A 22,174-nucleotide genomic window follows, 5' to 3' on the forward strand; every position below is an offset into this window, starting at 1 on the left:
TTAAACGTAAATTTTTACAATTTAAGACCTTAGACATGTTAAGATTTTTCAGGAACTTGTTTTCTTTTAAAAAGTTGATATGAATGTATTAAAAAATATATTCAATTTTTATATTAATAGCAGTATTCATGTAGCTTTAGCTGTAGTTTCATTAACGGCTATTAGCACGTTGCAATTTAATGTTGAATGTGATTTTACGCTATTAAGTTTTATTTTTCTAGCAACTATCACTGGATACAATTTTGTGAAATATGCGGGGATAGCAAAACTCCATCATTTAAGCCTAGCTAAAAATCTGCGACTCATTCAGATATTTTCTTTACTTGCCTTTATAGGACTAGTCTTTCTTGTTTTTCAATTAAATATTACAGCGCTAATAGTTTCTGCAATTTTAGGGATATTCACAATTCTTTACGCATTACCGGTATTTGGAAACCAGACTAATTTGAGAGGAGTGTCTGGAATTAAGATCTTTATTATTGCAATGGTTTGGTCTGGAGTAACAGTTTTGCTCCCGGTATTGAACAACTATAGTATTTACAATGTGGATGTAATCCTGGGGTTCATACAAAGATTTTTTTTTGTGATTGTAATTACCTTGCCCTTTGAAATTAGAGATCTTAAGTTTGATATGGCAAGATTAGGTACTATCCCTCAAATTTATGGAATTAGAAAAACAAGAATTATAGGTTTTCTAATGCTGGGCATTTTTATTTTGTTAGAATTCCTTAAAGTTGATACTAACATTGGTAATGTAATAGGTGTGATTTTAGTTGCTGTGATGTGTAGCTATTGTTTATCAAGATCAACCATAACCCAGTCTAAATATTTCTCTTCATTTTGGGTTGAAGGCATTCCTATAATATGGCTGTTTATACTTTTAGCTCTATGTGAGATCAATTAGAGATCTCTTTATCGATCTTTTCTTGCCACTGCTTTTTCTGCTCTTCTGTACAGGTCTTAAGCTCAGATTTTTCAATTAGCTCTGTAAGCTTATGGTTTTTGGTGGTGTATTTTTTACAAGGCCCGCAAATCGCAATATGTATTCTGATCTTTAGTTTTTCAAAAAAAGTTGCTTCATCGTATTGAGCCTTGTCACAACAATTAGTTGCTTCGGTACAGTTCACAAATAATGATCTTCTTTTACTCATATTAAAACCAGTTTTTTTCTAAGCACTCGGAAAGGGTTACTCGAGCTCGGTGAATTATCACCCACAAATTAGACGGAGTGATATCAAATTCATTACAAATGGTGTCTGTATCAAAACCATCTATAGTTTTCATCTTAAATATCTTAGCTTGCTTTTCTGTTAAGTTATCCATACAACTTAATATGGCCAGGCCAAGTTCTTCATTTTCCATAACATCTTCAGCAGTCTTGTCAAACCTATCTGGAGCTTGTTCTTCCAGCCAGTCTCCATCATTTCCATCTTCAGAATAGTTGATCTTAACTTCAGCCTTTCCTTTTTTGGAATTTATTCTTCTATAATGGTCTATGATCTTTCTTTTTAAAATTGAGATGAGCCAAGTGCGCTCTGTAGCCTCTCCTTTAAAATTTTTCATAGACTTCAGTCCGGCTAAAAATGTCTCAGAAATAAGGTCGTTAGCAACCTCTCTATCATTTACCCTTACTATAGTGTAATTGAAGAGATAATCTGAATACTTATCTACCCATTTAGTAGCGTCTATTTTATTTGTTGACATAAGCTATTGGTATGCATTCAAAAATAGGGAAAAGTATGTATGAAACCTTAAATGTGAGGGATAGATTTAAGATTTCATACATGCCTTAAATTTATTCTTTTAAAAGTCCAGCTCTTTTTAGAAGTGCATCTGGTCTTGGTTCTTTCCCTCTAAAACGTTTATAAAGCGTCATTGGATGCTCTGTACCTCCCTTAGAGAGTATATTTTCTTTAAATTTTAAAGCAATCTCTTTGCTAAAAATACCTTCACTCTCAAAATATTCAAAAGTATCTGCATCCAAGACCTCAGCCCATTTATAAGAATAATACCCGGCAGAATATCCGCCCTGAAAGATGTGAGAAAATGCGGTACTCATACAATTCTCTTTTACTTCCGGATACAGTTTCGTGTCTTCAAAAGCTTTTTCTTCATGAACTTTTACATTAGAAACATTAGTTGGGTCTATACTATGCCAGCTCATATCTAATTTTCCGAAACTTATTTGGCGTATGGTAGCCATTCCTTCGTGAAAGTTTGCTGCTTTTTTGATCTTTTCTATTAATTCTAGCGGAATGATCTCTCCTGTTTTATAATGCTTTGCAAACAATTCTAAGGCTTCTTTTTGATAACACCAGTTTTCTAAAACCTGACTAGGTAGTTCTACAAAATCCCAAAACACACTAGTTCCGGAAAGGCTTGGGTATGTAGTATTTGCTAACATGCCATGTAATGCATGTCCAAATTCATGAAATAACGTAGTTACCTCGTTAAATGTTAAGAGTGAAGGAGTAGATTTTGAAGGTTTTGTAAAATTGCAAACTATGGATATGTGAGGTCTGTTGTTTACGCCGTCTTTAATTTTTTGAGAACGATAAACCGTCATCCATGCCCCATCACGCTTCCCTGGTCTAGGGTGAAAGTCTGCGTAAAAAAGGGCTATATTTTTTCCTGCAGTATCTGTAACGTTGTAGGTTTTAACATCTTCATGATATTTATCTACATTTTGAATTTCTTCAAAATTAAGATCGTAAAGTTTATTTGCAACCTGAAAAACTCCAGAGATCACATTTTCCAGCTGAAAATAAGGTTTTAGTTTTTCATCATCCAGATCAAACTTCTTTTGCTTCAGCTTTTCTCCATAATAAGCAGCATCCCATTTTTCCAACGTAGAAATACCATCAAGTTCTTTTGCATATGTAGCTAACTCTTCATATTCGGCTATAGCTGCAGGTTTAGATTTGGCTAAAAGTTCTTCTAGAAAATCTTTAACTTTTTCAGGAGTTTCTGCCATTCTTTCTTCAAGAACAAAATCTGCATGCGTTTTATACCCTAGAAGATTGGCTCTCTCAAATCTATAATTTGCAATGTCCAGCACATTTTGTTGATTATCCAGATCATCATTATGGAAACCTTTAGCGCCAAAAGCCAAGGCCATCTTTTTTCTAAGTATTCTGTTGGCAGAATATTTCATAAAGGGAATGTAGCTTGGATATTCCATGGTAAAAATCCATCCCTCTTTTTGTTTGGCTTCAGCGGTTTCTTTAGCTTCTTCCTTAACAGCATTTGGCAGTCCTTCCAGATCTTTTTCATCTGTAATTAATAACTCAAATCTATTGGTTTCTGCTAGCACGTTTTCTCCAAATTTTAAGCTCAATGAAGAAAGCTGTTTGTCAATTTCTCGCAATCTTTTCTTTTTATCTTCAGATAGATTTGCGCCGTTTCTTGTAAATGCTTTATATTTTTGATCTAACAGCATTTCCTGCTCCGTAGAAAGTTCTAGCTCCTCCTTTTTATCATAAACAGCTTTTACACGCTTAAAAAGCTCCTTATTTAGAATAATGTCATTTTTAAAATCAGATAATAGAGGAGAGACCTCTTGTGCTATTTTCTGAATCTCATCATTGGTTTCTGCTGAATTTAGATTGAAGAATATGCTGGTAACAAGATCTAAATGCTCTCCAGAAAATTCTAATGCTTCTATAGTATTTGTAAAATTTGGATGGTCTTTTTGAGAAGTGATGGCCTCAATTTCTGACTTTGCCTCTTCTATACCTTGTAAAATTGCAGGTTTAAAATGCTCGTTCTTAATCTGTGAAAAAGGAGCTTTATCGAATTTATGTAAGAGTGGATTTTCTGTATTCATATGCTATATTGATTAATGGGATAGGATTTTGAGCCTATTCGTTGATTATTTAGATATAATTAACGATACTTTTCAATTAAATCCCTTAAATTTCAGTTTGAAAAAATAAAACACTTTATTTGCTAAGATTTTGGTAGTCGCTATATAGTTTAGATTAATATATTTAGAATGGTTAATAAATGATATTTTTGAGCGAAAAGTACTACTGTAAAGGCCACGTTCTGCGTGGCTTTTTTTAGTTGTTTATATTCTTAGCTCCATCAAGAACCTTCTGTTTTAATCCTTCTTTATAAAAAATAATTTTATCCTGAACACATTTGTCTGAAGCACCAATAATCTGTGCTGCTAGAATCCCTGCATTTTTTGCGCCATTTAAAGCTACTGTTGCTACAGGAACTCCACCGGGCATCTGCAAAATAGATAAAATAGAATCCCATCCATCTATAGAGTTGCTAGATTTTACAGGTACTCCAATAACGGGAAGAGGAGACATAGATGCAACCATTCCAGGTAAGTGTGCCGCGCCACCAGCTCCGGCAATTATTACTTTTATGCCACGAGTGTGTGCATTCTTACTAAAATCAAAAAGTTTTTCGGGTGTTCTATGAGCAGAAACAATATCTACTTCTACTTCCAGATCAAATCCTTTTAAAATATCTATAGCTTCCTGCATTACCGGCATATCGCTGGTACTACCCATAATAACTGCAACTTTACTCATATTCTATATTTAATAGTTCTACAACTGTTATGAACTAATTTAAATTATTCTGAAATTACTCTAATGGTAATTTTAACTTCTTCGGCAATCTTTCTTGCTTCTACTAGATCTTGGTTCACAATTGTAACATGTCCCATTTTTCTAAAAGGCCTAGTTATTTTTTTACCATAAATATGAGGCGTAACACCTGGAAGTTTCATAATATTTCCAATGTTCTCGTACACCACATTTCCTTCAAAACCTTCTTCTCCAGAAAGATTTACCATGATCCCTCCAACTTTACTAGAGGTATCTCCCAATGGAAGGTCTAAGATAGCACGTAAATGTTGTTCAAATTGATTGGTGTAACTAGCCTCTATACTATAATGCCCGCTATTATGGGGTCTAGGTGCTACTTCGTTAACTATGATTTCATCATCCTCCGTCTGAAACATTTCAACAGCAAGTAAGCCTACATGTTGAAAAGCCTCAGAAACTTTTTCAGCTAATTTTCTGGCCTTATCGGCGACAGTCTTATCAATTCTGGCAGGACAAATAACATATTCTACCTGATTGGCAGTTGGATGAAATTCCATCTCTACTACGGGGAAAGTTTTCATTTCTCCGGAAGGATTTCTAGCTACAATTACCGCTAGCTCATTTTTAAAGGGTATAAGCTCTTCTACTATGCATTCGCCTTCAGAAATATTGCTAAGTTTATCTTCAGAATTAATAACCATCACACCTTTGCCATCATATCCTCCTGTAGCACTTTTCCATACAAATGGAAGATTAAGGCTCTTTTTTTCTACAGCGTTTATCAATTCAGCTTTATTTTTAAACACTGAAAAGTTTGCTGTTGGTATATGGTTGGATCTATAGAATTTTTTCTGAATTGCCTTATTTTGAATTTTTTCTAAGGTGCCAGAACTGGGATAAACTAAAATACCTTCTTTTTCTAATTGCTTTAGAGCTTCAAGATTTACCGATTCTATTTCAAAAGTTAGCAGATCCACCTTTCTTCCAAATTCCAATACCGTATCATAATCCATAAGATCACCTTGCACAAAATGATTAGCAGAAATCTTACATGGCGCTTCTAGGCTTGGGTCTAGAACATTGGTATGAATATCATATTTTCGGGTCTCATAAAGCAACATTTTACCAAGTTGCCCTCCACCCAAAATTCCTAATTTATAATCTGAAGAAAAGTAGTTGATCATAACTTTTGAAGAGTTTAGGCAAAATTAAATTTTTAGGATGGATTGACCGAAGTATTCTGTATTAAATCCGTAAGATACATTCATATAGTAATAGTTTAGAATCCTTATCTTTGCTCCTTTAAAAAACTAAGCATTGATTCAATTACACGACCTTAAGTTTGAGCCATTTATTTCTGAAGAGAGAATAATTAAGGCCATAGAGCAGATCAGCAATAAAATTAATACCGAGTATAATGGTAAAAACCCTGTTTTTCTTGGGGTTTTGAATGGTGCTTTTTTAGTGGCATCAGAAATTATAAAACGTTTTGAAGGAGATTGTGAAGTTTCTTTTGTGAAATTAGGTTCTTATCTAGGAACTGAAACCTCTGGAAATGTTCAAACGCTTTTAGGATTAACACAGTCTTTAAAAGATAGACATGTAATTGTAATAGAAGATATTGTAGATACAGGGAATACCTTAGAAGCTTTAAATACTATTTTAGTAGAGAAAGAGGTTAAGGATTTTAAAATTGCCAGTCTTTTTTTTAAGCCTGAAGCGTATAAAAAGAAGCATCCTGTAGATTATATAGGAATGGAAATTCCGAACGATTTTATTGTAGGATTTGGATTGGATTATGACGGCCTGGGGAGAAACTTGACTCAGGTTTATAAACTTAAAAAACAAAAAATGACAAATTTAGTATTGTTTGGGCCTCCGGGAGCCGGAAAAGGAACTCAGGCAAACGTTTTGAAAGATAAATACAAGCTTATACATATCTCTACTGGTGATGTTTTTAGGTATAACATTAAAAATGAAACGGAATTAGGAGTTCACGCAAAATCTTTTATGGATCAGGGAAAACTTGTTCCAGATGATGTAACTATAGCAATGTTAGCTGCCGAGGTTGACAAGAATGCTGGAGTAAACGGTTTTATCTTTGATGGATTTCCAAGAACCGCTGCTCAGGCAGAAGCACTTTCTATTTTATTGAAAGATAAGGGGACAGATGTATCTGCAATGATAGCTTTAGAAGTAGATGATGAAATTTTAGTGCAGAGATTGTTAGAACGTGGAAAAACCTCAGGAAGACCAGATGATGCAGATGAATCTATTATTAGAAATAGAATTAAGGTTTATTACGAAGAAACTGCAATTTTAAAGCAATTCTATCTTAAAGAAGATAAGTATTTTGGAGTTGATGGTGTGGGTACCATAGAAGAAATCACCCATAGAATAAGTAGTGTTATAGATTCTCTATAATATTTTTGAATTAAGAGACCAAGTAGGTTAAAATAGATTGATATGACAGAGGGGAATTTTGTAGATTATGTAAAAGTTCATGTATCATCCGGAAAGGGTGGGCAGGGTTCTGCGCATTTACGTAGAGAAAAATATATTGCCAAAGGTGGACCTGATGGAGGTGATGGTGGCCGTGGAGGGCATATTATCATTAAGGGAAATAAGAATTTATGGACCTTGTATCATCTAAAATTCAAAAGACATCTTAGAGCAGAACATGGGGAGCATGGTTCTAAACAAAGAAGTACCGGTGCAGATGGAGCAGATCAATATATTGAAGTTCCTTTGGGTACTGTAATTCGAGATACCGAAACTCAAAAGATCCTTTATGAAGTAACCGATGATGAACAAGAGATCATTGTAGCTGAAGGTGGAAAAGGAGGTCAAGGTAACTGGCATTTTAAAAGTTCTACAAATCAAACACCTCGATATGCACAGCCTGGTATAGATGGGCAAGAGGTGGACGTTACTTTAGAATTAAAAATTCTTGCAGATGTTGGTTTAGTTGGTTTTCCAAATGCAGGAAAATCTACGTTGTTATCGGTAATTACAGCCGCTAAACCTAAGATCGCAGATTATGAATTTACAACGCTAAAGCCTAATTTAGGAATAGTAGAGTATCGAGAATTTAAAACATTTGTTGTTGCAGATATTCCCGGTATTATTGAGGGTGCTGCGGAAGGAAAGGGTATTGGTCATAGATTCTTAAGACATATAGAACGTAACTCTACGTTATTATTCTTAGTTCCTGCAGATGCTCCGGATATTCCTAAGCAATATGAGATCTTATTAGATGAATTAAGAAGGTACAATCCGGAAATGCTGGATAAAGATAGGTTGGTAGCTATTTCTAAAAGTGATATGCTAGATGCAGAGTTAAAAGCAGAAATGAAAGTAGTATTAGATAAAGATTTAAATGCTCCATATATGTTTATTTCATCTGTAGCCCAGCAAGGATTGGTGGAATTAAAAGATAAATTATGGGAAATGCTAAATAAGCAGGTAGATTAAATTCTAATTCCTTTATAAAATTCATGGGATGATTTTTGCTAATTTTAGTAAAAATCATCCCATGAAACATTTAAAATACCTTCTATTATTATTGGTTGTAACATCTTGTAATGCACTTAGAGCAAGTTTTGATTATGATCCACAGGTTTCTTTTTCTCAATTTCAAACGTATAAGATCTATCCAGATCTGGTTTCAAAAATGAGTCAGCTAGATGAGCAGCGGGTACTCTCAATTTTAGATTCTGAACTAAATAGCAAAGGTTTTACCACTTCTGAGAATCCTGATGTATACATTAATTTTTATAGCTCCGAGTACCAATCTGATAGTAGGAATACTTTAGGAATTGGAGTAGGAGGTGGTGGAGGGAATATGGGAGTGGGAGTTTCTGGAGGAATTCCAATTGGTGGTCCACAAACTAATATGAGGTTAACTATAGATTTTATTACAGTAGAGAATGATGCTTTAATCTGGCAAGCTGTAATAGATAGTCAGTTTAACTTTAATGCTTCTCCTGAAGTTAGGGAGGCTAAGTTGAGAAAAATGATTCAGGAAGCTTTAAAGGGCTATCCACCTAAGAAAAATTAAAACTCTTTTCGGTCTCATATTTAAAACTACTATTTTACTTATAGGTTAATAAATAAAAAAAGCCCCGTTAATACGGGGCTTTTTGTTGGTTAGTTAGTTGTATTTATTAATTCATTATAGTAAACTCACTACGTCTGTTCTTAGCATATTGTGCATTGGTACATCCGGTTGGTTTAGTACAATCGTTTAATGGCATACTTTCACCATATCCTTTAGAAGTAAGTCTAGACTTATCAATTCCTTTGCTTACTAAGTAATCCAGGGTTGAAGCAGCACGTCTTTCAGATAATGACATATTGTATTTATCAGAACCTCTTGCATCTGCATGAGATCCAACTTCAATCTCTAAAGAAGGGTATTTATTCATGATAGCAACTACTTTATCTAAAGTAACTTCAGACTCTTTCTTGATAGTAGCTTTGTCAAAATCGAAATAGATATTGCCTACATCTTTTAATTGTTGTCTACCAGTTTCAGAGTTAGTTTCTCTATCATTCATTTCAACAACAGGAGGTGTATAGTCTTCTCTTGTGAAATTGTAAAGGTTATCCGTTCCTCGTCTATTAGATGCAAACCATCCTATGTTTTGATCTTCTTTAATAATGAAAGCGAAATCATCAAAAGAGCTGTTTGCAGATTCACCTAAGTTCTTAGCTTCAGAAAAATCACCCTCAGATTGATAGATGTCAAGGTTACCAAAACCTTCATGTCCATCAGAAGCGAAATAAAGAACGCCTTCTTCACTAATAAATGGAAACTGTTCTCTGTGAGCAGTGTTAATTCCTGTTCCTAAGTTTTGAGGTGTTCCATAAGTTCCATCTTCATTTACATCAACTACATAAATGTCAAAAGAACCATTACTTCCTGGCATATCACTAGCAAAATATAATTTGCTACCATCTGCGTTAAGGCTTGGGTGCTCTACAGAATAATCTTCACTAGAAAAAGGAAGTTTTTCAATGTTAGACCATTTGCCATCTACCATCTTAGCGCTATAAATGCTAATGTTAGCTACTTTCTCGTCATTTTCATTCTTAACTCTCTTATCATTGGTACGATCAAAATACATGGTCATTCCATCTTTGCTAAAAGTTGCAGAACTTTCATGAGCATCTGTATTGATATCTCCAGGGAAAAGTACAAGTTCGCTTAAAGCTCCCTCATCATCAACACTAGCCGTATAAAGGTCTAAAGTTGGTCTCTTATCCCATGGATAAATTGGACGCTCTTGATTTCTAGTAGAAGCAAAAGTTACTTTATCTCCATAATAAGAAATTCCAAAATCTGCAGAAGCTGCATTGTTCATTACCTGTTTGGAGGTGTAAACATGAGTTACCGTTGTATCAAGATTTTTTCTAAACTTTTCAAAGTCATATTCTTTTCCATAAAATTCAGAAAAGTATTTATCTGCTTCTTTAAAGTTATTCGTTGCCATGGCTGCATGAGCATATCTAAATTTATAATCTGCAGCAACCTCTGGTCCGAATTTCAAGAATAAATTCTTGTATACCTCAGACGCATTTTGCATCTGATTTGTAAAGAAATAAGCATCTCCTAAATTTTGAAGAACTTCTTGATCTTTATTATTTACCTTTTCATAGGCATCGGCAGCATCGATATACGCTCTTTGAGCAAAAAATCGATCTCCTTTTTTGATATCCGAGCCTTGGGCAAAGCTTGAAAAACCTATTAGGATTATTAAAATTGAACTATATAATTTTTTCATGTGTTTCTGGTTTTTAGAAGAATCTTGGTGATTTATCATATCCTTTAGATAATCCGAATAGATCAAAGTCAAATAATAACATGATCTCGTGACTTCCATCGTTGTAATCTCCAAGGTTAGAAGTTGTACGGTCATAAGCGTAACCCACCTTAATTTGTGGAGTTACTGCAAAATTGATCAATCCTGTTACAGAGTCATCAATTCTATAACCAACACCAGCTTCTAGTCTATTAAACATAAGAACATTGGCAGTGATATCTACAGAAAGTGGAGAACCTTGTACTCCTCTAGCCATAAATGCAGGTTTCAATTTAAAGTTTTCGTTAAGATCAAATACATATCCACCAGTAAGGTAGTAGTGTACATTCTCTTCACCATACTTTACTAAACCTTGTCTGTTCTCTAAGTGTTTAGAAGTAAACAAGTTTGGAGCAGAAGCACCTAAATAATAGTTATCGCCAAACCAGTATGCACCAACTCCAAATACTGGAAACACTTCATTTATATTTTGAAATGCAGGGTCATTTTGCTGATTAGTTTCTAATCCAGTTAGATTAGAGTCAAAGGTGGTTAATCCACCTTTAACTCCAAAAGATAACTTGTTAGACTCGTTCATAGGAATTACATATGCGAAATCTGCAGTGATGTTATTTTCTTTCTGAACTCCTCCAATCTCGTCATGGATAACAGATAAGCCAACTTCAATACGTTCGCTTACCGGAGTATGAGCAAAGAAACTAAAGGTTTCTGGTGCACCATCTATTCCTACCCATTGTGATCTATAAATACCACCCAAATTAAGCATGCCAGGATTATCTGTAGCATAGGCTGGGTTAATTACACTCATGTTATACATATATTGAGTGAAGAGCGGATCTTGCTGAGCTATACCTTTAAGTGAAAAAAGGATAATGCTCGTGAAGATTAAGTAATTTATTATTTTATTTTTCATTTCTTTCTAGTGTTTATCCTTTAGTTATCTACTTAAGTATAATTTTCCTTGCACTGGAGATGTAACTCCATCATTGTATTTCAGGATATAGAAGTAAACTCCCGCAGGTAATACATCGTTTCCTAGAGTTGTTTTTCTGTTAGAAATACCATCCCAGTCTCCTGTAGAAGCGTTTCCTTCAAAAACTACTTGACCCCATCTGTTAAATATCTCGATAGTATAGTTTGGATAATCTGTAGCGATATCTGGTATTACAAACTTATCATTGATCTGATCTCCGTTTGGAGAGAATCCTTCAGGAATTCCACAGAAACCAACTTTAACAACAATTGCAAGTCTTTCAGTGCTTTCACATCCAAAATCGCTATCTGTTGAAGTTGCATAGTACGTAATTCCATTTTGTAAAGTAGTAGAGGCTGCAAGAGCAGTTCCTCCATCTTCAGAACTGTAAATAGATACATTGGTACCATTTACATTCTCCACAAGATCCTGAACCGTTGGATTATCTTGTCTGCAGAACTCATTTCCTTCTAATTGAAGAGTAGGAGCATCAGAATCATTAATTGTTACATTAACCATTACTGCTATAGATCCACAAGAGTTTTCATCTGCAGTTGCAACTGCGTAGTAGTCTTCTCCAGTAACTAATGGATCAGTACTTTCTGCGACAATTGTAAGTGTAGCATCTTCATACCATACTATGTTAGATCCGGTAGCAGAAAGATCTGCAACTGTTGGGTTGTTAATAAAACAGAATGTTTGATCTGCATCTGCAACAGGTGCATCAGAAATTCCATTTACAGTAATTGTAATAGTAGCTTCATCTGTTCCTATTGCACAATCCTCAGCTCCGTTAAGAGAGTATGTAAGAGTAACAACTCCTTCACCTGCAGCAGATGGATTAAATATACCATCTTGGTAAGGTGCACTAAAAGAACCTCTGTTTCTGTTAGCTTCAGGAAGTAAACTTCTTAAATCAACATCTTCAGTTTGGTCTACACAATAGCTGGCTGCTATATCATCGCCAGCGTCTGCAGTTTGTGGCTCCGTAACTGTAATTGTAAAAGTTGCAGTTTCTGTTCCAGTAGTACACTCATTATTATCATTTGAATAATCGACAACATATGTAAAAGTAGTAGTACCTACATTGTCCGCCGGATTAAATATACCATCTTCAAATCCTTCGAAAACACCAACTGTTAGTGCGTCGTCATTTAGATAATCAACAAGTGCAAAGCTGCTTTCTGTAGAACAGAAGTTCAAGGTTACATCTTCACCTGCATTAGCCGTTAGAGATTCTTTAACCGTAATAGTAAGATCAGCAGAATCAGTACAAGCTCCATTACCAACAGTGTATGTTGTAGTAAATGATGCAATTTTGTTAGACTGATATTGAGCAATGATTTCGCTGATAGTTGGATTGAATGTACCATTTCTATCAACCCCTTCTTCTAACAACCCTAAATAGAATCTTCTAACTTGAGTTGTATTAAAATTATCTACTTCAGCTTGGCAAACTTCTACGCTGTTATCAGCGCCAGCATTTGCATTACCTTCTGTGACATTGATTATAAATTGAGTAGAATCTGTTCCAATCAAACATGTGGTTGGATCATTTTCCGATACAGTGTAAGTAATATTTATGATACCAGCTGTAGTTACATCTAAAAGTCCATTATTAATCGATCCATTATCACTTGTAAATGTTCCACCAGCAATATTAGCAGAGGTAAGTAAACTTGAAAGATCTAATGTTCCTTGAGCGGTACATGCAGTTGCATCATCAATTGTTCCTGCATTAGCATTTTGAACTTCGTTAACATTAATAGTTATAGTTGCTTCATCAGAACCGATAGCACAATCTGCAGCTCCATTAATAGAATACGTAATAGTAAATTCACCAACACCTACTGTAGAAGGGTTAAAGAGTCCATCTTCAAAAGGAGCACTAAAAGTCCCTCTTGTTGAATTTTGAATAGAAAGTAAGGTTCTTAAATCAATATTCTCATTCTGGTCTTCACAATAATTAATTGCGATATTTTCTCCAGCATTAGCTTCAACAACTTGGTTTACTGTTATAGTAAATTGAGTAGAATCTGTTCCAATCAAACATGTGGTTGGATCATTTTCCGATACAGTATACGTAATATTGAAAACTCCAGCTGTAGTAACATCTAAAAGTCCATTATTAATCGATCCATTATCACTTGTAAATGTTCCACCAGCAATATTAGCAGAGGTAAGTAAACTTGAAAGATCTAATGTTCCTTGAGCAGTACATGCAGTTGCATCATCAATTGTTCCTGCATTAGCATTTTGAACTTCGTTAACATTAATAGTTATAGTTGCTTCATCAGAACCGATAGCACAATCTGCAGCTCCATTAATAGAATACGTAATAGTAAATTCACCAACACCTACTGTAGAAGGGTTAAAGAGTCCATCTTCAAAAGGAGCACTAAAAGTTCCTCTTGTTGAATTTTGAATAGAAAGTAAGGTTCTTAAATCAATATTCTCATTCTGGTCTTCACAATAATTAACTACGATATTTTCTCCAGCATTTGCTTCAATGAGTTCATTTACGGTTATAGAAAAATTTGTAGAACTTGTTCCGCTTAAGCATGTAGTTAAATCGCTAGCTGTGACAGTATAAGTTATATCGAAGACACCAGCATTAGAGATGTCTAAAATGCCATTAGTAATAGTTCCATTTGAATTAGAGAAAGTACCTCCAATAGTATTTGCACTAGTTAAAAGGTTAAATAAATTGAAGCCTTCTTGATTAGTACATACAATTTCATTAGCGATGTCACCTACGTTAGCAACTACACTTGGAACAACAGTAACAGTTAAAGAAATATTGTTGCAAGATCCGTTACCGTATGTATAGGTCGTAGTGAAATCTCCTAATCCATCAGCATCATTTTGATACATTTGAGATATTTCTCTAGGTGTAGGATTAAAAGTTCCGTTTCTAGGCGTACCCTGAGGTAATAGATTAAGATAGTATTTTCTAATCTCATCAAAGCTAGGGAAAAGTGCATCAACATTACTTTCGCATACGATAGATGGTTCTGGAGAAGGTAAAGTTGTACCCTCGGATACAGTTACTGTAAATTCTTCTGTATCTTCACCTTCAAGGCAAGATTCAATGTCATTTTCGCTTACAGTATAAATTATGGTGAAAGTTCCAGTGCTAGATATATCTAAAACTCCGTTCGTAATTGGTGCGCCGTTTATAGTAAATGTTCCTCCTGGGGGATTACCAGAATTTAGAATACTATTCAAGTTCAAACTTGATTGAGAAGTACATGCTATCACATCTTCAATATTTCCTGCATTTGCTGGAGTTGTATCGGTGATTGTTAAGCTTATTGGTAATGAACTTACTCCACAGCTATTAGTAACATTGTAAGTTGTTACGAAAGTTGCCGAAGGAGCTCGGTTTTCGTTAGCTAAATAATTCAAAATTTGACCTCCCACTTCTTGTAAGCTAGGAGTAAAAGTTCCACTTAAATCTGTAATACCTCTTTCAGCTAATGCGTCATTATATAAAGCTATTGCAGCAGCAGGGTTTGTTAAGAAACCTGCAACTTCAGTAATACATTCTTCTAAAGCTATTGGAGCTCCTAGATCTGTTCCTTGTACAGTTATGGTGAAAGTAGTAGAATCTGAAGTTCCAGGAGTAGTGCATGCCTGTCCATCACCAACTGAATAGGTTATTGTATATGTTCCTGCTCCTATAGCTGGATCAAAATTACCATCATTATTAACACCAATACCAGTAAATGTACCATTAGGAGTTGCACCCTGACTTAATAATGAATTGTCAAGTATAACTATTTCTGTGGATTCACATGGCAATGTAATATTCGCTATAGATCCTGCATTTGCATCTTGAACTGGTACAACAGATACAGTAAGAATTACTGAAGATTGGCAATCACCTGTACCTAAAGTGTAAGTAGTAAGGTAGTCACCAACTTTATCAATATTATTCTGATACATTTCAGATAATTCTCTAGGGGTAGGATCGAATGTTCCATTTCTAGGAGTTCCAGGCGCTAAAAGGTTTAAATAATATTTTCTTATTTCATCAAAGCTTGGAAATAGCGCATCTACATCAGATTCGCAAACAATACCAGTTGTAGGAGTTCCGAAATCTACAGAATTACTTCCTACAGTTATAGTGAAAGTAGTAGAATCTGAGGTTCCAGGTGTAGTACAAAGAGAACCATCACCTACCGAATAAGTAATTGTATATGTTCCAGGTCCTATAGAAGGATCAAAATTACCATCTGCGTTAATTCCTGTTCCAGTGAATTTTCCATCAACAGTAGCATTGGAACTTAAAATATCGTTGTTAAGAATTACAAGATTTGTATTTCCACAATCAACAATTATATCTTCAATGGTGCCTGCATTTGCATCCTGAACAGGGACTACACTAATAGTCAGATTTACAGAAGTCTCACAGCTTCCTTCACCTACCGTATAAGTAGTAGTAAAGTCACCAAGACCATCTGCATCGTTTTGATAAATTTGAGCTATTTGACCCGCATCTGGACTAAAAGTACCATTTCTTGGAACTCCAGATTCTAATAAACCTAAGTAAAAATTACGAATAGCATCTTCACTAGGAAACATAGCATCTACATCAGTTTCACAAACAATTCCTGGAGCTGGAGTATTAATTACAATAGGATCGGTTAATTCTACGAAAACTGGAGCTCTATCACCAGCAGAAGTTTCACAAGGAGGTGTGATACTACCTCTAGCGTTTACTACTTGGGCAGCGAAATATGTTTGCCCATTGATAAGTTGAGTGTTAGAAGCTAATGGAGAATTTGCAGTTTGAGATCTGTACCATCTTATTGCTTGAGTGTTATTGTAAGTTCCTTGAGCAATAAGATCTGCAACAGTTGCATTTTCACAAAATGTCTGTGTTGTTTCTACATTTGGAGCTACAATTTGATTAGGATTAAAACCAACTGCTACTCTAAACGAAGGACAGGAACCAGCTGCTGCGGTATTTGTTGGCACTTGACCAACAAAATAACTAGATCCAGCATTTAGTGTTGCACCAATTAATGGAGTAGTTGATTCTTCGGAGCCATAAACTTCAATACGGTAGTTGGTTTGTGGAACGAATAAATTTGCTAAATTATCAGAATTAAAGCTAGCTGGAGTACACGTGGTAAACTCAAATCCACTTACAATGCTGTTGGTTATTCTATTTGAAGGTCGCGGCGCATTTGTTACCGTAACAGATAAAGGAGATCTACAATCTCCAGTTGAATTGTTAACAAAATAAATTGCTCCATTTGTTAATAATTCATCTCCAGGAATAGCTTGAGTATCACCTTCTGTATCCGATGTTTGGAAAACCGGAAAACCGTCGGTATCAAGATCATCTATCGTTTGCAGATAGCAGAATGTTTGAGAAGCAGGAAAATCTCCTGGTTCAGGGCACGTTTGCCCAAATGAGGGCGAACTTCCAATTAATAAAATAAAGGCAAAAAAGAGCATAGAAATCCCCTTCTTTCCTAAAGTAAAATTTTGCATAGGCTAGGTGTTAAATTTGACATTAAATGATCGTTAATAATTACGGGTATTAAAACCGTCACAAATATTGCAATAAATTTCAACAATAAAGGCTCATTTAAGTATAATTTTAACAACAGCTTTAAAATACGTTAATGTTTTGTTAACCTGCTAATTGTCATTAGTTTTGGCGTAAGATTTTCTAGTGTAATTTCCGTTATATTCGATATATGAAAACAATCTTAATATTATTAGGTATCATAGTTACTCAAAGTTGCTATTCTCAAAATATTTCTAAAGAAATTAGCTCAAATATTCATAACGGTGAAGTAGGTAAAGCTGTAGAATTGTTGGAGGGAAATATTAAACATAATCCTAATGATATTTCTTCCATCAATATTCTGGGGGATATTTATAGTTACCAAAAAAAATGGGATGAAGCCATAGATTGCTATAAAAAACTTCTTGTCTTGGAAACGAATAATGCAGAGTATAATTTTAAATATGGAGGTGCTTTAGGAATGAAAGCTCTTTCAGTATCTAAAGTGCAAGCCGTAGTCTATATTTCTGATATTAAAACTTATTTGGAAAGAACTTTAGAACTTCAGCCTACTCATATAGAGGCGAGAAGGGCTTTAATAGAGCTTTATATTAAGCTCCCTGGGTTTTTAGGGGGTGATCATGAGCGCGCTGTTACCTTATCTCAAGAACTGTTTTATTTAAGTAAAGTAGATTCTTATTTGGCTAAAGCGTTTATTCTTAAAGAAGATAGTGATATTGCCGAGGCGAAAGTTTACTACAATAAAGCGTTTGTTTTATACAATCAGTTACCGGAGGGCAAAAGGAGGAATTCCTTAAATTATGAACTAGGAAAGATCGCTGCGGAGATGGATCTACAGTCATCTTTCGGTCTAAAATTATTGGATATATATATTCAAAAATATAATTACAAAGATATTTATTCTCTCGAATGGGCTTTTCTCAGAAAAGCTCAAATTCAGGCAGATCAAAAGAACAAACAAGAAGCTTACCTAGCAATAAATAAAGCTTTATCCATTAATAGTCAGTTCAAAGAGGGACATCAAGAAAGAAAAAGAATACAGAATCTATAACGTATTTACTATAATTCTGGCATAGAGGTTTGTTAATGAAATAAGTATATTTGCGAAAATTTCAGTTTATGAACTTACATTTTATTGCTATAGGTGGGAGCGCTATGCACAATCTAGCGCTTGCATTACATCATAAAGGCTACAAGGTTACTGGAAGTGACGATGCTATTTTTGAGCCTTCTAAATCTCGATTAGATAAATTTGGATTGTTGCCTCCCGAATTTGGATGGTTCCCGGAAAAGATAACCACTAATTTAGATGCAGTCATTTTAGGGATGCATGCTAAAGAGAATAATCCTGAACTGCTAAAAGCCAAAGAGTTAAATATACCTATTTACTCTTATCCTGAATTCTTATACGAGCAATCAAAAAATAAAACACGAGTTGTTATTGGTGGTTCTCATGGGAAAACTACCATAACCTCCATGGTCTTACATGTAATGCATTATCATGATAAGGAAGTAGATTATATGGTGGGAGCTCAGCTAGAAGGTTTTGATACGATGGTGAACCTCACCGAGGATAATGACTTTATAGTATTAGAAGGAGACGAATATCTTTCTTCTCCTATAGATAGAAGACCAAAATTTCATTTATATAAACCGAATATTGCACTGCTAAGCGGAATTGCTTGGGATCATATTAACGTGTTTCCAACATATGATAATTATCTAGAACAATTTAAAATATTTGTAGATTCTATTATTAGTGGCGGAGTTATAGTTTTCAATGAAGAAGATAAAGATTTGAAAGAGGTTGTAAGCAATTCTGATAATCAAATTAGAAAGCATGCATATGTTACTCCAGAATATAGGGTTGAAAATGGTATAACTATCTTAGATACTCCTGAAGGAGAATTGCCAATAGAGATTTTTGGTGCTCATAATCTAAATAATCTTGCCGGTGCGAAATGGATCTGCCAACATATGGGTATAGATGAAGATGATTTCTATGAAGCAATAAGTACATTTAAAGGGGCATCAAAGAGATTAGAGCAAATTGTAGCTTTAGATAGAACAGTAGTTTTTAAAGATTTTGCACATAGCCCATCCAAGGTTTCTGCTACCACAAAAGCTGTCAAGGGTCAGTTTGTAGATAAAGAAGTTATAGCTTGTTTAGAATTACATACTTATAGCAGCCTTACTCCAGAATTTTTAAAACAATATAAAGACAGTCTAAATCCGGCCAATAAAGCGGTGGTATTTTATTCTCCGGAGGCACTAGAGATTAAAAAGCTTAATCCTATTTCTAAGGAACAGATCATAACTGCTTTTGGTAGGGAGGATCTTATTGTTTATACCAATGCTATAGAATTTCAAAATTATTTGGAGACGCTAGATTATAAAAATAAAGCAGTTTTACTTATGAGCAGCGGGAATTACGGCGGACTTAACTTTGATGATATTAAGAATTGGGCAAAATAGCATGGGTTAAATTACAGTGCTGAAATTCAATTGTTTATATATTAAAATGTTCTTTGTTTTTTTATCTTTAATAAAAGAGATAAAATGAGCAAAGAACATTCTTCTTTTAGTATTAAAAATTGGGCGCTAGATGATCGCCCGCGAGAGAAATTACTACAAAAAGGCAAAACGAGTTTGAGTGATGCAGAACTGATCGCTATTTTAATTGGTTCTGGTAATTCTAAAGACAGCGCGGTAGAGCTAAGTAAGAAGATCTTATCTCATTGTAATAATAGCCTGAATTATTTAGGGAAATTATCTGTGCAACAACTCACACAATTTAGAGGTATTGGTGATGCTAAAGCTATCACTATTATTGCTGCAATGGAGCTTTCTCGTAGAAGGAGGTATGAAGAAGCATTAGAGCTTGTAAAGATCTCAAGCAGCAATTCGGTTTTCGAGATTCTTCAACCAGTTATTGGGGAATTACAACATGAAGAATTTTGGATCTTATATCTAAATAATTCAAATAAGGTGATAGAGCAGTTTCAAATTAGTAAAGGAGGTATTACCGGAACCTTAGTAGATGTTAGAATTACTCTTAGAAAAGCATTGGAATTAGGTGCAGTTTCTCTAATTCTAGCGCATAACCATCCTTCCGGAAACTTAAATCCCAGTGAGGCAGACAAGCAGCTAACATCAAAACTAAAAACTGCAGCTGAAAGTCTTGATATTAAGATTCTAGATCATGTTATTGTTACTGAGAAAAGTTACTTTAGCTTTGCAGATGAAGGAATGCTCTAAGCTAAATATGCAATGCTCTTAATTTATACTCAAAAAATAACACCCAGAATAATTTATATTTTCAAGCATATATGTACTCACGTGCTAGGTTTGGACATTAAATTCACTACCAAAATAGAAGAATTTATTGCGCATCAAGGCATGAAGTTCTCTTATGGGAAGAAAAGGCTAGGAAATGAGCTATTTATTCAAAGTACAGAACTTCTATTAGAACAGGGTTTAAGCGATGTAGAGGTAAAGGTTCAGAAATGGGAGCAGACAAAGTGCTTCTTTGCTGTTTCAGATAATAGCGATCTACCTTTCGATATTTTCGCTTCGTCTTTTTACCTGCTCTCCAGGTATGAAGAATATCTTCCTCATGTAAAAGATGAATCGGGGAGATTTCCGGCATCAGAAAGTTTAGCTTATAAAAAATCTTTTATAAAAAGTCCGGTAGTAGATATTTGGGCTTATAAGTTTAAAGATCTTTTAGAACTCAGATTTCCAGACATAGAGATAAGAAAAAGGGACTATGTGGCTACAACAATCATTTCTGTAAGTCATGTTTTTAATTTTAAGAACAAAGGTTTTCTAAGAACCTTAACTGGAACTATAAAAGATATAAGCCGACTTAAATTTACAAGGGTTTCAGATAGGATCAAGGTATTATTAAGGTTAAAAAAAGATCCTTATAATGTTTTTGAAGACCTAATTAGTTTTATAAAGAGACATAAGGCTAAGATGGTATTTATGTTTCAATTAAGCGATTACAATGTGTATGACAGAAATATTAATCATAATAGACTTAATTATAAATCTATTATAAAATATATGGCAGACTATTCAAAAGTTGGATTAAGGCTTGGATATTTTGCTGTAAAAGAATTAAAAGCTCTTAAATCTGAAAAGAAACGTTTTGAAAATATAATTCATGGGCCTTTACAAAATGTGCTAAATAGTAAATATAATTTAATGCTTCCGGAGCATTACAGCTATCTAAACGAACTAGAGATCACTAATGACTATTCTATGGGCTATCCACAAACTCCGGGATTTAGAGCAGGAACTACTACGCCGTACTTATTTTTTGATATTAATATGGAGGTAACAACCCCGCTAACAGTGCATCCTTACATTTTTCACTCACAAATATGTCAATCTAAAAATCAGGCAGAGTTAGAAATTATTATAGATGATATGGCAGAACAACTTAAAGCGGTAGGAGCTCCATTTATCTCCGTTTTTAAAAATCGAGATTTTTCAGAATATTCAGATAAGAATTTACATTATTCACTATTAGAACGTATCCATGAAATTTGATAATATTCAACATGTTTATTTTGATTTAGACCATACTCTATGGGATTTTGATAAAAATTCTGCCTTAACATTTGAGATGATCCTGAAACAAGAACGTATAGATATCGATTTATCTGAATTCTTAGATGTCTATATTCCTATAAATAGCAATTATTGGGAATTGTATCGTAAAGACCAGATCTCTAAAGAATCTCTAAGGTCTGGCAGGTTAAAGGATAGTTTTGAGCAACTAAAAATGAATATACCTCTAGAAACTGTTGATAGTCTTGCCACAAAATATTTAGAATACTTACCACAGAATAATCATTTGCTAGAAGATACCATGGAGATTTTAGAGTATTTGAATCCCAATTATAAGTTACATATTATTACCAATGGTTTTGAAGAGGTACAGAATGATAAATTAAATAATTCTAAAATATCTAAATTCTTTACCACAATAACTACTTCGGAAGAGGCCGGGGTTAAAAAACCGAATACTAAGATCTTTAATTTAGCTTTAGAAAAAGCATCGGCATACCCGGAAAATAGTATTATGATTGGAGATAATTTTGAAGCTGATATCTTAGGTGCTAAGAATGCAGGAATGAAATTTCTATACTTTGACTATTATCAAAAGCGCGAAGTTTTAGAATGTCTTCAAATTCAAAAGTTAAAAGAGATATACGAGTATCTATAGCAATAAAGAATTCCTATATTCGTTTTATTA

General features: G+C 34.4%; 17 protein-coding genes. 9 read left to right on the top strand and 8 right to left on the bottom strand.

Going from position 1 to position 22,174, the window contains the following annotated elements; all coding sequences use genetic code 11:
- The first annotated feature begins 79 nt into the window (after nucleotides 1-79).
- Entirely contained in the window at nucleotides 80-904 is an 825-nt protein-coding gene (locus P163_RS07610) for a membrane protein (RefSeq protein WP_034889237.1), read from the top strand.
- On the opposite strand, the gene P163_RS07615 is transcribed toward P163_RS07610, so the two are convergent.
- The 5 genes from P163_RS07615 to P163_RS07635 form a co-directional block, all read right to left on the bottom strand.
- Nucleotides 897-1,151, bottom strand: coding sequence for a hypothetical protein (locus P163_RS07615; RefSeq protein ID WP_034889239.1), 255 nt, complete (start codon nucleotides 1,149-1,151; stop codon nucleotides 897-899). The two genes, P163_RS07610 and P163_RS07615, sit on opposite strands and share 8 nt — an antisense overlap.
- 1 nt (nucleotide 1,152) lies before the next feature.
- Complete coding sequence (locus P163_RS07620) at nucleotides 1,153-1,704, bottom strand: sigma-70 family RNA polymerase sigma factor (RefSeq protein WP_034889241.1); 552 nt, start codon at nucleotides 1,702-1,704, stop codon at nucleotides 1,153-1,155.
- A 91-nt stretch (nucleotides 1,705-1,795) separates the two neighbouring features.
- Nucleotides 1,796-3,826: a M3 family metallopeptidase gene (locus tag P163_RS07625; RefSeq protein ID WP_034889243.1), complete on the bottom strand. Its 2,031-nt coding sequence runs from the start codon at nucleotides 3,824-3,826 to the stop codon at nucleotides 1,796-1,798.
- A gap of 235 nt (nucleotides 3,827-4,061) precedes the next feature.
- Nucleotides 4,062-4,547: a 5-(carboxyamino)imidazole ribonucleotide mutase gene (gene purE, locus P163_RS07630; protein ID WP_034889245.1), complete on the bottom strand. Its 486-nt coding sequence runs from the start codon at nucleotides 4,545-4,547 to the stop codon at nucleotides 4,062-4,064.
- Between the two features lie 44 nt (nucleotides 4,548-4,591).
- Complete coding sequence (locus P163_RS07635) at nucleotides 4,592-5,749, bottom strand: 5-(carboxyamino)imidazole ribonucleotide synthase (protein WP_034889247.1); 1,158 nt, start codon at nucleotides 5,747-5,749, stop codon at nucleotides 4,592-4,594.
- Between the two features lie 133 nt (nucleotides 5,750-5,882).
- Between P163_RS07635 and P163_RS18120 the strand changes: the two genes are divergently transcribed.
- The 3 genes from P163_RS18120 (at nucleotide 5,883) to P163_RS07650 (ending at nucleotide 8,625) form a co-directional block, all read left to right on the top strand.
- Nucleotides 5,883-6,989 (top strand): adenylate kinase, encoded by a 1,107-nt coding sequence (locus P163_RS18120; protein ID WP_081891312.1) that lies wholly within the window; start codon nucleotides 5,883-5,885, stop codon nucleotides 6,987-6,989.
- Between the two features lie 42 nt (nucleotides 6,990-7,031).
- The gene (gene obgE / locus P163_RS07645) at nucleotides 7,032-8,039 is read left to right on the top strand and encodes a GTPase ObgE (RefSeq protein WP_034889249.1); all 1,008 of its coding nucleotides are present in this window, start codon (nucleotides 7,032-7,034) and stop codon (nucleotides 8,037-8,039) included.
- A gap of 61 nt (nucleotides 8,040-8,100) precedes the next feature.
- Nucleotides 8,101-8,625: a DUF4136 domain-containing protein gene (locus tag P163_RS07650; protein ID WP_034894087.1), complete on the top strand. Its 525-nt coding sequence runs from the start codon at nucleotides 8,101-8,103 to the stop codon at nucleotides 8,623-8,625.
- Between the two features lie 106 nt (nucleotides 8,626-8,731).
- Here the strand turns inward: P163_RS07650 and P163_RS07655 are convergent, their stop codons facing one another.
- From P163_RS07655 to P163_RS07665, 3 genes are read right to left on the bottom strand one after another with little or no spacing between them, the layout of a single operon-like run.
- Nucleotides 8,732-10,351: an OmpA family protein gene (locus tag P163_RS07655; protein ID WP_034894091.1), complete on the bottom strand. Its 1,620-nt coding sequence runs from the start codon at nucleotides 10,349-10,351 to the stop codon at nucleotides 8,732-8,734.
- Nucleotides 10,352-10,364: 13 nt separating this feature from the next.
- Nucleotides 10,365-11,303, bottom strand: a complete 939-nt coding sequence (locus P163_RS07660) for a type IX secretion system membrane protein PorP/SprF (protein ID WP_034889251.1) — start codon at nucleotides 11,301-11,303, stop codon at nucleotides 10,365-10,367.
- Between the two features lie 24 nt (nucleotides 11,304-11,327).
- Complete coding sequence (locus tag P163_RS07665) at nucleotides 11,328-16,868, bottom strand: gliding motility-associated C-terminal domain-containing protein (protein ID WP_034889253.1); 5,541 nt, start codon at nucleotides 16,866-16,868, stop codon at nucleotides 11,328-11,330.
- Between the two features lie 209 nt (nucleotides 16,869-17,077).
- Here P163_RS07665 and P163_RS07670 point away from each other — a divergent pair, with 209 nt between their 5' ends.
- From P163_RS07670 to P163_RS07690, 5 genes are all read left to right on the top strand, one after another.
- Nucleotides 17,078-17,959, top strand: coding sequence for a tetratricopeptide repeat protein (locus P163_RS07670; RefSeq protein ID WP_034889255.1), 882 nt, complete (start codon nucleotides 17,078-17,080; stop codon nucleotides 17,957-17,959).
- Nucleotides 17,960-18,027: 68 nt separating this feature from the next.
- Complete coding sequence (locus P163_RS07675; protein ID WP_034889257.1) at nucleotides 18,028-19,383, top strand: UDP-N-acetylmuramate--L-alanine ligase; 1,356 nt, start codon at nucleotides 18,028-18,030, stop codon at nucleotides 19,381-19,383.
- An 84-nt stretch (nucleotides 19,384-19,467) separates the two neighbouring features.
- Nucleotides 19,468-20,166, top strand: a complete 699-nt coding sequence (gene radC, locus P163_RS07680) for a RadC family protein (RefSeq protein ID WP_034889259.1) — start codon at nucleotides 19,468-19,470, stop codon at nucleotides 20,164-20,166.
- An 81-nt stretch (nucleotides 20,167-20,247) separates the two neighbouring features.
- Nucleotides 20,248-21,465, top strand: coding sequence for a polysaccharide deacetylase family protein (locus P163_RS07685; protein WP_231556177.1), 1,218 nt, complete (start codon nucleotides 20,248-20,250; stop codon nucleotides 21,463-21,465).
- A complete protein-coding gene (locus tag P163_RS07690; RefSeq protein ID WP_034889263.1) occupies nucleotides 21,455-22,144 on the top strand; it encodes a YjjG family noncanonical pyrimidine nucleotidase in 690 nt (229 codons plus the stop codon). Before P163_RS07685 ends, P163_RS07690 begins: the two co-directional genes overlap by 11 nt.
- Nucleotides 22,145-22,174 lie beyond the last annotated feature (30 nt).

Source organism: Gillisia sp. Hel_I_29 (genome assembly GCF_000744275.1).
Taxonomy (GTDB): Bacteria; Bacteroidota; Bacteroidia; order Flavobacteriales; family Flavobacteriaceae; genus Gillisia.